This window comes from Paenibacillus sp. W4I10 (genome assembly GCF_030816325.1).
In the GTDB taxonomy this organism is placed as follows: Bacteria; Bacillota; Bacilli; order Paenibacillales; family Paenibacillaceae; genus Paenibacillus; species Paenibacillus amylolyticus_B.
In genome coordinates, this window is the sequence record NZ_JAUSXX010000001.1 from 1,553,113 (window position 1) to 1,567,971 (window position 14,859).

Below are 14,859 nucleotides of genomic sequence, written 5' to 3' on the forward strand. Positions count from 1 at the left end.
ATAGATCGTTATTTTACCAACTGCAGCTCGCTATTGAAATAGTAACTTTCGCCGGCTTCGGCATGAAGGATTGTTCTATGTTTGCCCCAACAAATGGTGAACGTTCCTGCAGAGAAAGTATGAATGTTCGTAGAAATTAACTGTCCGTTCTCCCAGACGATGTCAACCTCGGCATTCCCTTTTGCTCTCAGCCCGGTTATCGAGCCTGTGCTCCATGCCTGTGGCAGCGCTGGTAGAAGGTGAATCTCACCCGCATAACTTTGCAGCAGCATCTCCGCTACGACAGCTGTACCGCCGAAATTTCCATCAACGACAAAAATATTACTCTCTGCTCCAGCAATTCCGGATTTGGAATAGGTGAACAGATTATCGAAGCACAGGCCGCCGATCAAATGTGAGAGGTGTTTATATGCCGTCTCCCCATCATGCAATCTCGCAAAACCCAGTCCAAACAAAGCAGCTGTAAATTCAACATCCTCCAACTCTTCCTGGACCATGCGGTTCTCCAACGTTATCCGTACTGCCGCACTGAGTTCCGGTGTACGGTCAGGTGTAATCCGACTGTCCGGATACAGCGCATAAATATGAGACAAATGCCGATGCTCCGGCTGCGCCTCCTCATAATCCTCAAGCCACTCCTGTAACTGCCCTTTTTTGCCGATCTGTAGAGGTGGAAGCTTGCCAATTGCTTCTTCCACCTTGCGTCCGAGTTCTTCGTCTTTGTTCAAAAGTTCAATTGAATTAAGACAAAATTCAAAGAGCCTGCGCACCAGCATCTGGTCCATTGTCGTTCCCATGGACAGCTGTTGTGTCCCTTCTCTCGAATTACCGGGATAGAAATGGTTCTCCGGCGAATTGGAAGGACCCGTCACCAGCCAACCGTTCCGAGGATGCTCACACATGTAATCCAGGTAGAAGGCCGCGGATTCTTTAAGTACAGGATAGGCCACATTCTCTAGGAAAACACGATCCTGACTGTACTCATAATGCTCAATCAGGTGTGCAGCCAGCCATAATCCGCCTGTAACGTTCAGCCCCCACGAGGTTTCCCATCCAGGCAACGTAAAGCCCCATACATTGGAGAAGACATGAGCGACCCATCCGTCGCATCCATACACATGACGAGCCGTTTCCCTGCCCGCCTGTGCCAGATCCTCAATATACCGAAATAACGGAAGATGACTCTTCCTCAGATTTGTAATCTCTGTAGGGTAATAATTCATCTGAGTATTTACGTCAAGGTGATAATCACAGCTCCAGCCCATTCGGCACGCTTCACCATCATTCCAGATTCCCTGGAGATGGAGTGGCAATGGAGAGTTCTCGCGAGATCCCGCGATGGTCAGATACCGTCCATATTGGAAAAACAAGGCGAACAGCTGCGGATCTTCATCCCCACCACTCTGTTCCAACAAACGAATACGCTGATCTATAGTGAGGCTGGATTTCCCCTTGCCCCCGAGCTGAATATCTACCTTGTCAAATTGCTCACAGTAATCGCGGATATGATCCTCCCTCAGTGAGGTATAACCTTTATTTAAAGCTTTCACCAGCGTATAATTGCTCTCTGTTTTCCAATCCGAATCTGTACGACGATAATCCGTGCTTACACTAAAATAAATCCAAGCCTCATCCGCTCCGGTCACGGTCAATCGGTTTCCATCTTTCCTAGCGATGGTCCCCCCGGATACAACCAACTTTAACAGGCCCTTGGCCCATACGCCGCAAGTTCCATCACTATGTACATTTTCCGTTGCCTGTCCTTGGAATTCAAGCGTGTTGTCATCTAAGGCTGCAACCTTGAATGATTCCGTTCCCCCTTCCAAACCTAGCGTAAAGGATACGCCACCAGGAGCTTCGCTCCAAATTCGGGAGGCCACTATATCATCGGCGTGAGAAGCGTAAACTTCACGTCGAATCGTGGTATCTTCATCTTTCCAGAACGCCCCAGCCAGTGCATGAGTCAGATCCAGCTCACGTTGGAAGCTTCCAGCTTCATCAGAACCCCGATTCCTCTTCTCAAAATCAATAACAACTTCACATAATCCAAGATGGGTGCCGAAATTACGCTTCTTTGGCTGCAGATGCTGTTTGGCAAGACGATCCCCTTCATCATAATCACCCGAGAAAAAATAGCTGCGCATCTCTTCCAATGCAGCCTTGCCTCCTGCCGGAGGATACTCCGGGTCAATCTGTCCTGACCAGTAGGTAACCTCGCTCATACTCCACACCTCACGATGCGAAGACGCCATAACCACTGCTCCTATCCTACCATTGCCCAGCGGCAGGCCTTGAGACCAATCCGCAGCAGGAGTTGAATACCATAAAGTAAAATCGTTCATATCATGTCCTCCAGTCCAATAATGATTATCTTTAAAAATAGACTCGTTCCCAAAATAGATAAACGCGCGATCTGTGAGATACAAAAGCGCGCGTTTGACTTTGTTTTTATATCCTAAAACCGATACACAGCTCTGGTTTGTCTTTTCGCCCAGTCAGTTTCCCTTCACAGTCAATCTAAAGATTTTGGATTCCGCCGGTTCCAGTGAGACCGTGAGCCCTCCAGACGTTTCCCCTTGTGAGCCTTCCCACAGATCTTGCACATTGTATAGGGCATTGGCGTTTAGCCCGGCCCGTTTCAGCGAGATGGATTTCTCCGCAGCCTGTGCAGCATCAAAGTTGAAGACGGCGAGATAGAAACACTTTTCTTCCGGCGATTCCAGGACAAACACGTCAGAAGAAAGCTTCCCCAGATCACCTTCAAGTGGACGGAAGGTTTTGCCCATACGAGCAACGTTCAAAATATCCGTGTTACCAAGCCAAGTTCTTGCCCGTTCGGCAGCTTCCTCTTTGCGGAAGTCATCCCCGAGCAGGAGCACCGTACCGGCAATAACTGAAGCGGTCAGACGGCTACGTCCTTCATGCCAGCCAGTAGCTTCCTGATTGAAGCTCTTGTATAACACCGAATGATCCGGATCATTGTAGCGATAGAGCGTATTGCTCATCCACCAACCGTGTGTCAACGAGTTCAGCATATATTCCGTATCCGCAAGTGTACCGAAGACATCACAGGAAATACGGCGGCTGTGGGCAAATGCATACGGAAATAATGGAGCGATGGACAAGTTTATGAAAAATGGCCGTCCGATTACTTCTGGTGAGATCTTATGCTGCAAATAAGACATGCCATAGTGATAAGCCGCAATCCCTGTTGTAATATCCGGATTGTGGTGCTGTCCTTCCAGCGAGCCATGCGCCAAGAAATCCAGTTTGATATATTCGAAACCTTCCGAGATGAATTTGTCGGTGAACCAGTCGATCCTTTGCAGATTGCCGGGATGTGTCGGATCAATAGCCAGACCACCGTCTACATCCGGCAGGATCTCGCCTCCACTGTCACGCAGCAGAATGTCTCCATAGGTGTATGTGCCGTTCGTTCCTTCGACCACCTGACCGAACTGATCGGGCCCTCCCCAGAAGGCAAATGGGGTCCAGTACGTTCCCGCTCTATGTCCATTTTGCTGTACTCGGTCCAGTGCGCTCTTCATCTCTTCCGGTGTGAAGTTGTCCCAGAACGCATCAAAGTTGATATATAACGTATCCTCATTCTGGAATCCAAGCGGCTGTACTTCTTTTTTTAGAAAATCGCTGGTTGCTGTATACAGATCATAGTCCAGATCACTCATGGCCGCGGACCAGCTGTTCCACCCGATCGGAACGCCGCCCTCCCAAGGTAATTGAGCCTCAATCCAGGTATTCGCCTGACCGTAGGCTTCAAGACCTTCACGGTAGTCTTCATAGAATCCGATGAATACCAGGGGGGATTCAACTCTCTTTCCCTTCACATAACCATGAGGCTGGGAATCGCGAGTCAGTTCACTCACGGCACCGCCGTACAGATCAAGCCCATCGATTGATCCTCTTTTTTCGCTTTGCATACGAATCCCTGTTTTCCATACCTTATGCGTAAGGGAACCCATCACAATTCCCCGGCGGCTATCGGGCGCGAACAAGACTGTCGCCTCGTAACTCTCCACATCAATCGGCGGCTTGACCACCGTATATCTCACCCATTTGTCGTTGTCAAACGGTACGCGCAGAATGCTCGGTTCATCCTGGCTGGATTCTCCACCGATTGATATGGTTTTGGATTGGATCACAGCCATCCGGTTCACCTTAAGCTCTTCATCCCCGACTATAGCGGTCTGCACCAGTACAAACGGTGACGATTCATACATATAGAAATGCTGCTCCAACTGTGGCAGCAATGAAGCTTTATGCAGAACAACCAAGCGGATGCCTTTTCCAAAACCTTCTCGAACAATATCTTCCTGTTCCTTCAGCTCATGGTTCTGATAATGATCCGTGCTGTATTCCCGGCCCTGCCAGCGAAAAGCACTACGAATGCCCTTTACATGGGAAGAATGGTTGCCGATGCAGGACGCTTCACCATTTTCAAGATTGATCTCCAGACTCACATGCCCGTTTGTAACGCTTACAAGATTAACATTCTGTTGCTGCACTTGTACGGCTGTATCGTTAGTTAGCATCATATGCCTCCTTATTGTTGCATGCTGTGCCCTGAGCGGAGCCGGTTATGTCTCCCCTGCCCAAGTCTGCCCTCATTATAAAGACCGAATAGAGCATTTTCCATGCAACGATCTTCCGATCCATAACGCGATTTAATTCAATTTAACCTTCTAGGTATGGTTGAACCCGGACTGACCGCTGTTACGCCTTCCGCTGTCCGGAATTTATGCTCCGGCGAAGTTGAAGGTGAAGTCACAAGCTCTTAAACTTCACCCGATCGAATAGCAATTAAATCCGAATTGCCTTTTCTTTGAATACCGTGCTCCGGTACCGCCAGCACAAAAGTATAGATCGTCACCTGACTCATCGTATTCAGGTAACCAGCACTTACCTATGTCCTTGTCCTTCGACAAGAGTTGCAGCCGATGAACTAAATTATCAAGTCTAAATATAAACGACCGACTCCCAGGTAGAAATATTGGGAATCGGTCGTAAGCCAATTTTAGAGTATGAGATTTCAGGTTCTCCAGTTTGCCCAGCATTTGTTACATCTGATCTTCATTCGCTGTATCCGGAAATCGCAAATTACTGTTCTTTATACACGCGTACATAATCCACTTGCATAGTCGCCGGGATATCGGAGGCGTTTGGAATACGGCCGCCGTCAAAGTTTCCGCCGACTGCCAAGTTCATAATGAGGTAGAACGGCTCATCAAAAGGTGCATTCGGATTATTCGGTGCAGCTGCGGAATACCACTGCTCGTTAGTGACTTTATAGAAAAACTTGCCGTCTACATACCATTTAATGTTGTCCTCTTCCCAGACTACCGAGTATACATGATAATCGTTGGCAATAGTTTGCCCTGCCGGGAAGTGATAATCGCCGCCCGAATACTGGTTCCCGGGCCATTGTCCCCCAAAGTGTATGGTACCGCTTACTGATCCAGGCAGACGGCCTCTCGCTTCCATAACATCAATTTCACCTGATGCAGCCCAAGTGCCGTATACCGAGTCTTGTGGAAGCATCCACAGTGCTGGCCATACACCATCACCTGTAGGAAGCTTGGCACGAAAATCGACTCTGCCATACTTCAAGGACAGTTTATCCTTGGTGTTAATCTTTCCTGAAGAATACTGTGCATACCGATTCGGGTCTTGCGGGAAAGATTTACTGTCGTTCATAGCTTTGATATTCAGCTTTCCGTCCTGTACATATACATTTTGAGTGCTGTTTGTGTAATGCTGCAGCTCTGCATTACCCCATCCCCATGTAGCGGGATCGTTGTTGAGATAATATCCTGTTTCATAGTTCCATTTACTTGTATCCAGCGTAGTTCCGTTAAATTCATCCTGCCAAATGAGGTTCATGCCCGCGATAGCCGGGTCGGTGGGTGTTCCGATTGAGATATCCTCTTGATCGGATACATCAGGACGCGGGGCATTTGGATTGCCAATGAAGGTATAGTTGACGAAGTTGTTGCCAATATTTCCACCCGCCTGTCCGTTCAGCGGATATCCAATACGGATCTGCATATTTTCCTGGATTGGCTGGAACCAAAGACCATAGACGTAATCGGCCCAGTATCCCCACTGGTTGGCATCGGACATATTGTTGTACCCATTACCGGAGTATGCAAATTTGCTCTGGCTGGAGTTACTCAAATCAACCCATTGTCCATTGATGTTAATTTGGTATACAAAATTGCCCAGTTCCTTGGCGATTGGCGCCCCCCCATCAATTTTCGGAAGCGGAACCCCAATGGAACCATTCGCATCTGCTGTGAAGGTTGTTCCTTCGTATGGCGTAATGACATATGAATTTCTTGTAGGTTCATTAAATGTAATCGTATAAACAAGATTAGCCGAAGAAGTCTTTGATTCCAATTTGACATTGATCGACTCCGTTACGTTAAACCAGTACCCACCGCCGCCATCAGTGAATTGGCCAAAATTTTGATCGTAGATCCAGCCGCTGGCTGCGTTATTGTCAATATCAATCCAGGTGCTGCTGTTTACAGGTTTGACATACACCTTCAAATCATCCGCAACAGCTTCATAAGTGACCGCAGGATTATTGTTGAACGTTGGATATGTAAAGCCTGCACCGCCTGTGAAACTTGCTGTGATCTGTGGACCTTGTGTTGCATTCATCGCTGTAATGGTTGTTTTGTTGATGTTTTGGAATACAAGTTGATACTCCAGCTTAACACCATTCGCTTTGGAGTACAGTTGAATCTCGGTTGTTGCGGAGAGGGTGAACCAATAGCCAGTGAAGCCGCCATCGTTCCAGTGCCCCCAGTTTTGGTTATAGATATAACCGCCTGCCTGGTCGATATCAACCCAGTTGTTTCCCACTTTTACATTAACGCCTACATCACTGTAAACGTCATTCCATGTCGCGGAGCCCCCATTGAACTTAGGCATAACAAATCCGTAGCTGGCCTTGCCAACCCCTGATTTTGAAATAACAGGCCCGTCTGCGGGTGAGAAGTACTCCATTGAGGTTACAGTAGTTCCGGCTGCCTGAACCTTTGAAGCTGGCAGTATGCCAACACTAGTCAGCATCACAACCACAAGCAACATACCGAGTACCTTTTTCATAAACCGTTTCTCCCTAAAGTGAGATGGATTCATAATTGCCCTCCTTTAATAGAATAATAACTTCTCCCAATCCATGCGCATTAAGGAAATCGCTTACATCAGGAATATCTTTATTCTATCGAATAGGTCAATTTGTTGAAAAGGTACAATTGTTTTTGTGGTATCCCATTTTTTTGGCTTTTAATTCAATTGGCATATTTAGCAAGGGAGATTGTCCGTTTAATTATGTTGTTTCAAGGTGTGACGTTATAGTTATGATCTTCGTGCTCTGCCTTCTGCCGCATCATCTGTCGGTACTCTGTGGGTTGGATATGCATCACAAGTCGGAATGCGCGTGTAAAGCTTTTGTAGCTTTCATAGCCTACCATAGCAGCCACTTCAACAATTTTATAATCGGTTTCGGCGAGAAGCCGCCGCGCTTTATCCAGACGCACATCTCGTAGGTACTCAGCAAAACCCTTACCAATATTCTTCTTAAACAGATTTGAGAAATAAGCATAATTAAGCGATACATGATTGGATACCATCGCAAGATCCAGCGGTTTGTGGTAACTCTCGTGAATATAACGAATGGCTTCATTTAGATCCTGCGAATGGCGATAGCTGCATTTATAGTCATAATAGAACTGATTCAGCCGAAGCAGCTGCTGTTGCAGTGCTTGTATATAATCACGCATCCCTTGATAATCAAAGAGATTACGCAATGATTCAAGGTCCAGCTCGTCTTCCCCCATATAAGGGCGGATAACTCGTTCGTATTCCTCCATCATCTGAACCGTGGCGGCGCAGAGCTGTTGGGTATAGCGAATAGGATAGCGTTGCAGCACCTTTTTGTGAAATATTGCAGAAATACCCTGAGTAATTATTCCACTGTTATCGGTGCCGACTGACTGGAAGAGTTCATATAAGTCTTCATAGGGAAGCTGCCACTGCTGCTCCATATGCTCAATATGCGCTGGGAAGATAATGGACTGATCAGGAAACAGGTAACTGTGGCGGTAGAGCTCAAGCACTTGGGTATAACTGTATGGTAGTTCTTTCAACCCCTGAATCGGGTTAGTCATGGCCGTTATGGCATCGATCTTTCCTTCCTTGAGTGCTGCAGGAAAAACACTTGGATCTAGTGACGCATCCACCGCAAGGATCAGGTATGGGCGATGTTGCAGGCAAATACAACCTTGTCTGCCAAACACACGATAAGCAATGGATTCCATACTATGGGTGCTGCTGGCTCCGGCCTGGTTAATGCCAACTTCTTCCCTCAGCAGGGCTAGGCGATAATTACGCCATAACGCATCATTTTGTTCCTCAATCTGAAGAATCCATGCGTCATCACTTAACGCACCTTGCATAAACATTCTTACTTCTTTACTCTCGGTCTCTTGGGCGAGACGGGATACATGCTGCATATTATGCGTAAGTGCCTGCCGTGTCTGGATCTCTTGCCATATATGCTCCAGGGAATTTTGCAGATCCTCTCGCTTCAAAGGTTTTAGCAAGTAGCCCTTTGCCCCAAGTCCGATCGCTTTTTGGGCATATGTAAAATCACTATAACCGCTGATAATGAGGTATTCCACATCCATATATTCCTCTTTGGTTTGAGCCATGAGTGCCAACCCATCCATATCCGGCATCCTAATATCGGTAATAACGATGTGAATGTAATGCTGCCGCAATAGGCACAGCGCCTCAATCCCGCTCGCGGCACAGTATATGTTGTTCAGTTCCAGAGGAAATTGATGCAGCATGGCCTGCAGGCCGTCACGAATGTGTTTTTGATCGTCCACAATCAGGATATTAATCATGCTCTACCACCCTCCAAGATTTACATTTTCCCAAGGCAAGCGTATCGTTACACAGGTATATGCACCTTGCACACTATCAATCCAAAGACCGCAATTCTTGCCATAATGAAGCTGCAACCGCTTATTCACGTTTTCCAAACCAAGTCCGCTCCTGCTAGTAACCATCGGCATATCCGATTCGCTTCGCAGTACTGCCTGAAGACGGTGTAACATCTCAGGCTCTAACCCCTTTCCGTCATCTCTTATGTTAATGAATAGCAGACTGTCATTCTCCACAGAAAAGGTAATCTCTATAGATACCCTGCCGCCTGAAGGTGCCCCGTGATGAACGGCATTTTCAACGATGGGCTGCATACACATCTTGGGAATGGCGTAGCGAAGTATCTCCTGAGGAAGATCCGCGGTCATAACGATACTGCCGCCTTCTATAAAGTTGATAAATTCAATATAACTTTGGATATTGGCAAGCTCCTCACGAAAAGCAACGGTATCGCTACGCCACTGCATGCTGTAGCGTAGTTGGGAGCCCAACGACACCAATGAATTGGCTATAGCAGGCTGCCTCTGTACCTCTGCCACCATCCGGATCGATTCCAGGGCGTTATATAAAAAATGGGAGTTAATTTGCGAATGCAGGGAGTGCAACTGTGCGTTTTTGGCAATTAACTGTTTATCCACGACCTGTGTCATTAGGCGTTTGACCTCATGTAACATTTTATTGTAATTCACTGCCACCTCATCGATTTCATCCCCTCTTTCGTTCTCATCAAGGCCTGTATCAATCATTGAATCCAGCTCGCCTTTCCGTACCTGACGCATGGATACCAATACGCTGTCCAACCGCCGGAAAATACGCCGCGTCGTTTGGGATACGAGTAACATAATCAGCAGCAATACACATAATGTAATCGTTACCACAAATGCATACCAACTGCGCGGCCCTTTCATCAATGCCTGATGAGAAGCAATATCGACCACATATGTGTTCAACGGAGCGATGTATCGATACAATGCATAGTAGCTCTGATCTCCCACCTTAACCTGAAGCGGGCTTTCCTGCGGCAATATATCCAGCTGGCGATGAATACTGCCAAGGATCTCCTCCATCCCCTGCCCGTACTTCTCAGAAAACTCATGCTGGGGATTGTAAACATACTGGGGAGGATCACTTGCGTTCATCAACACCGAAAAGAAGTCCCCCTTGCTCTCCTGGAGCAGGTCGCTGAAAAACATGCTGTGCGGGACTCGCACTTCCATAATACTAGGGCGTTTTTGTTCCTGCCCTTGAAGGCGAACCAGACGATAGTAGGATAATGTGTGCTCACCATCCCTAAAAGAAAATAAGCGATAAGCCGCACCACCTTCATCCCGAAGCTTTACCCAATAATCCTGCGGCGAAAATTTCTTGTAATGATAGATTTCAGGCCAGATTTCATACAAGTTTGGGTTATCGACGTAAAAGCTAAGCTCACTGATCATCGCATTGCTTTGAATGATATTAAGCATTTGCTCAAACTGGTTTTGCTTAAACTTCACCAGACGCAGTCCATCCACAAGCATATTGGAATGAATAAAATCCACAAATGACTTTTGAGTAAGGGCTGTGTTGGAAGCGTTCTCAATTGTATCCATTCTTCTGCGCAATTGTTCATTCAGCCATGAAACGTGGCTGTTGCCCGTTGCCATAGCGTCCTTATATAGCTGGGTTTCTTGCATGCGGATATACACAAAGGATATCAAAATAACAGGTATCGCAATCATCAGGCTAAATGCCAGAAACAGCTTTTGGGATATACGGGCATTGCGATAAAGCTTCCTCAATCTCGTCAGCAGGTATTTCATTCTGATGTATTCACCACCTTTGTCATACCATATATTACTAGTTATCTCGTATATAACGATGTATTAGGGAATGGTTATCTGGCTATCTTGGCTTTCCGCAGTTCCAGTTCAGCCTGGCGATATTCCATCACCTGGTTAAAGCCGTAGTTCACACGACGTATCAGAAAATTTTCGAAAATTTTGTCAAAGGCAGCTTCATCCTTCGCTGTAATCAGTTCTGGCAGCACCTCTTCCCAATTCTGAGAAATACGTGACCAGGCTAACGCTATATCGGAATCCCCTACAGGATCGAGTCCCTTATAGATGCCGCTGTCCAGATCGGCGTGTTGGTTAGCGAACGCCTCCATTTGCTTAATGGACGGAGTATGCTCTGGTCTCCACGGGTTAACGAAAGCAGGGTTTCGCAGCATCCAGTAGGTATCCATAATGCCATATTCCTTTTCCAGCCGCTCCCGATCCGTGTCATGCAACTGGACCATTGCCGAAGTCAACCGGGGTTTGCCGTTCTCCATCGTCCAGGTTTCACCTTCTTTGCCCAAAAATAAATCCCTTTGGCCTTCTTCGCTGGACAGATAGGTCAAAAATCGGATGGCTCGTTCAGGGTTTTTCGTGGACCTGCTAATCATCGTAACCATCCAGCCATCCATGCTGCCGGGGAACAGTTTGGCGGATTCTCCCCTGCTGCTCCGGGGTCCATCTACAGCAATATAGTATGAACTCTGATTCGTAAGGGCTTCCAATTTCGCATTGAGGTCCGATATGTCTGTCCATTCCCGAATCATCATAAAATATTGGGCATGGTTGGTTTTATCCTGCACCTGTGCACTGGAGTCGACCAGAAAATCAACATTAATCAGGCCCTGCTCGTAAGCGGTACGAAATGTTTTCAGCCACTCGATATAATCGGGATCTGTCATTCGGTCATATACTTTACCGTTCTGCTCATGGGGGATTGCAAGCAGATTTTGCAAATACTCGGTCATCCCATAGGATGCATTCCCCTGTGCCCAAAATGGACTGATGAGCTGACCTTTATAAACCGAATATTGATTCTTCAGCAAGTCCAGTGCATCTAGAAAACCTTTCGGTGTGCTAAGGTCCGGTTTGCCCATCGACTCATACAGATCTTTACGTACGAGAAAGGTTTGGTTTGCTCCCGTCAAGCCGGTTGAACGCATCTGTTCCGGACTGTACGCATCATTGGGAATGACATAGGTATGACCGTCTTCCTGCCGATACCATTGTAGAACACCCTCACCTGCTACCTTGTAAAAGTAAGGATCATACTGGTTGGCTAGCTCATCCAGGGCATAGATGAGATTACTCTCCCGAAGTTTGTTAACCGCACTCTCCCAGGAACCGATGGTTATCAAATCCGGCAGACTACCGGTCGTCAACATCCGTGATAACATCTCGCTTGGTTCACCGGTTGATACTTCAAATTCGATATTGACCCCTGTTTTTTTGGTGACATATTTGGAAGTCAGGCTTTCACCCCAAGTGTGCCCGTACCATTCGGCCCCAACGAACCACGTTAGATTCACGGGGGTCGTATCCAGCTTCCATGACGGTTCTTCCACATTCAGATTAAGGCTTTGTGTCTGCTCCGTGAAGTCAGCCTTTGTCGAAGCACCCTTATCTTCCGATTGCTCTGAGTCAGAACAAGCAGCCAAGCCTGACATCAGACACATCATCAACAAGGCTAAAATAAAAGAACTTCGAAACATGAACACCTAAGCGCCTCCTTTCTATACTCGCCATCTCCAATCCCCGTCTGCATCAGCATTCATACGAGTAGTTGTACAACCGATTTTACTATCATTGGATTAAAATGGAAATGCTTTCATGGTCGATTCTCGGATCATCCGCAACATTCTCTCTAACGAAACATAACTTGTAATAAATCAATGGAAGGGAGACTAATTCATGTATTTAATCTGGATACTTATTGTCGGTGGGCTAATTGGCTGGTTAAGTGGAAATCTGATTGGACGGGACGTGCCGGGAGGCGTACTCGGAAATATCATTGCTGGCTTTGTTGGATCATGGTTAGGGTATGAACTGTTGGGACCGAGGGGGCCAGTGGTGGGTGGATTTCATATCATACCCGCGATCGTCGGGTCAATCATTGCTCTCTTGATTTTCTATGCTCTGGCGCGCGGTGGAGCGTTCCGAAGACGTTAACAGGCGGAGACGACAAGTTTTACCCAATTGATTGGGTATTGACGTAAAGCTTCTTTCGCCACCTTTGCATAATCTTCTTCAGAAAGCATAGTATCCACTCGAGTTACGATAATTGAATAAAGCCGCCGATCCTGTTGATCGGCGGCCTCCTTTGGTTTTATGGAACTATTGTTTCCCGTGCGTTAATGAACTGTCTTCCTAATTAAAACCCACCTCTAGAATGGATGATTTGTCCGGTGATCCATTGGGAATCATCGCTTGCCAGAAAAGCAATCAGACGGGATACATCTTCAGGAAGACCGATCCTGCCCATCGGAAATCCCGGTAGCAAGGCTTTTTTCACTTCTTCTGACATCCAACCCGTATCGGTAGGACCGGGATCAACCGCATTCACAGTAATGTGAAAAGGAGCTAGTTCAGCAGATAGACATTCGGTAAAGGTGGAGACGGCGCCTTTCGTTGCGGCATAAGCGAGATTGCCAGGCATCGGCCCCTTACCCTGACCGGACGTAAGGTTGATGATCCGGCCGCCGTTAAGGGCCTGACGGCCGGCCAGTTCAACCTCCAGCATACGCGCAAATTCGGCCGATAGCATGAACGTACCTCGAATGTTCATGGCGCAGTGCGCATCAATCAGTGATGCATTCAATTGATGGAAATCAGCTGATACGCTGTACGTAGCGTTGTTGACGAGAATGGTCGGCAGCCCGACAGCCGACCGGCACGCATCAAGCACTCGCGCTGGAGAAGTGGGATCGGTAAGATCGACCTCCATATGCGCTGCCTTAATGCCATAGGAGCGAAGTTCTTCAGCGAAGAGATCCGGCCAGTTCTTGTCAGCATCTTCCGGATTCTCTGTCTTATCGTAATCGTACAGATGGGTATAGAACACATTAGCGCCTTCGTGTGCCAACGTGCGGCAGACGGCAGTTCCGATCCCTCCAGGGCGGCTTGTGCCTGTCACGATAGCGGTTTTTCCATGTAGTTTGGTCATTTTATTTCCTCCGTTTAATAAGGGAGGGAGAAATCCATTTTTCATTGGAGATGGAATTATCCTAGGTATAACAAAAACGGATACATCAAGTATCCGCGCCCGGGTTTGATCAAACGGTTCCTCGCGTCCCTTGAATGATTGCAGATCGGCATCACAAACGAGGCGTGTGGTAATAACCAAAACACCAAGTCGAGCGATCCAGTTTAGATAATCATTACAAGGAAGTCCACATTGTCCAGCGAGTCCCCTTTCCTACATCTCCACTTCAAATATTACGAGTCAGACTCAATTACTGTCAAGATAATAAATACATGGGAGTACAGTTCCAGTGAATATGGTTGGGTGGTCAAGCATCCAGCTAACCTGCAGACTGTTCACTTTTTTGAATGTAACTTTATATTCGATTTTTACAACTTCAATTCATATCGTATATCAGGTAAATTCTCTTCATTTTCTTGTCCTCTACCAGTGATTTCAAAACCATTATTCTCATAAAATCTTTGGGCATTTTTATTAACTTCAAATGTATATAAAGTTAATTTTCCATTTGCTTGTGCTTTTGCTTTATTAAGCAAGGTTCGCCCTATTCCATTCCCTTGATAATCAATATGAATATAAAGTTGGCTTATCTCAGTTTCACTATAGGCAATCATTCCAACTACTTTTTCATCAATTAAGGCTAAATCTATTTGATACTGTTTAGATAGTATATGATTTAAAAAATATAGATGGTTTTCGAAGCTATGGTTTTCAGCCTGACCAATTGCCCGTTCCTTACTATCTCTCCACATTTTCACTGTACGTTCAGCATATTTGGGATTATAGTTAGATACTTTAATTTCAAGTTTTTTCATTAATATACCGCCTTAAATAGAAAGATTTTCAAACGATGAAGTATTTACT

At 46.6% G+C, this 14,859-nt stretch carries 9 protein-coding genes; 1 reads left to right on the forward strand and 8 read right to left on the reverse strand.

Features of this window, described 5'->3' with window-relative positions; all coding sequences use genetic code 11:
* Positions 1-8 precede the first annotated feature (8 nt).
* The 6 genes from QF049_RS07065 to QF049_RS07090 all read right to left on the reverse strand — a co-directional run bounded on the left by QF049_RS07065 (position 9) and on the right by QF049_RS07090 (position 12,505).
* On the reverse strand, positions 9-2,342 hold the full coding sequence (locus tag QF049_RS07065) for a glycoside hydrolase family 95 protein (RefSeq protein WP_307536026.1): 2,334 nt from the start codon (positions 2,340-2,342) through the stop codon (positions 9-11).
* Between the two features lie 153 nt (positions 2,343-2,495).
* Positions 2,496-4,550 (reverse strand): alpha-galactosidase, encoded by a 2,055-nt coding sequence (locus QF049_RS07070; RefSeq protein ID WP_307536028.1) that lies wholly within the window; start codon positions 4,548-4,550, stop codon positions 2,496-2,498.
* A 565-nt stretch (positions 4,551-5,115) separates the two neighbouring features.
* Positions 5,116-7,164 (reverse strand): glycoside hydrolase family 16 protein, encoded by a 2,049-nt coding sequence (locus tag QF049_RS07075; RefSeq protein WP_307536031.1) that lies wholly within the window; start codon positions 7,162-7,164, stop codon positions 5,116-5,118.
* Between the two features lie 200 nt (positions 7,165-7,364).
* On the reverse strand, positions 7,365-8,936 hold the full coding sequence (locus tag QF049_RS07080; RefSeq protein WP_307536033.1) for a response regulator: 1,572 nt from the start codon (positions 8,934-8,936) through the stop codon (positions 7,365-7,367).
* 3 nt (positions 8,937-8,939) lie between these two features.
* Positions 8,940-10,778 (reverse strand): sensor histidine kinase, encoded by a 1,839-nt coding sequence (locus QF049_RS07085; RefSeq protein ID WP_307536035.1) that lies wholly within the window; start codon positions 10,776-10,778, stop codon positions 8,940-8,942.
* A gap of 74 nt (positions 10,779-10,852) precedes the next feature.
* Complete coding sequence (locus tag QF049_RS07090) at positions 10,853-12,505, reverse strand: extracellular solute-binding protein (protein WP_307543125.1); 1,653 nt, start codon at positions 12,503-12,505, stop codon at positions 10,853-10,855.
* Positions 12,506-12,704: 199 nt separating this feature from the next.
* Between QF049_RS07090 and QF049_RS07095 the strand changes: the two genes are divergently transcribed.
* A complete protein-coding gene (locus QF049_RS07095; RefSeq protein WP_074095306.1) occupies positions 12,705-12,962 on the forward strand; it encodes a GlsB/YeaQ/YmgE family stress response membrane protein in 258 nt (85 codons plus the stop codon).
* Between the two features lie 202 nt (positions 12,963-13,164).
* On the opposite strand, the gene QF049_RS07100 is transcribed toward QF049_RS07095, so the two are convergent.
* Together QF049_RS07100 and QF049_RS07105 are read right to left on the reverse strand one after the other, a co-directional pair.
* Positions 13,165-13,956: an SDR family oxidoreductase gene (locus QF049_RS07100; RefSeq protein ID WP_307536037.1), complete on the reverse strand. Its 792-nt coding sequence runs from the start codon at positions 13,954-13,956 to the stop codon at positions 13,165-13,167.
* 407 nt (positions 13,957-14,363) lie between these two features.
* Positions 14,364-14,810 carry a GNAT family N-acetyltransferase gene (locus tag QF049_RS07105; RefSeq protein ID WP_307536040.1) on the reverse strand — a complete coding sequence of 149 codons (447 nt, stop codon included), beginning with the start codon at positions 14,808-14,810 and terminating at the stop codon, positions 14,364-14,366.
* Positions 14,811-14,859: the final 49 nt, after the last annotated feature.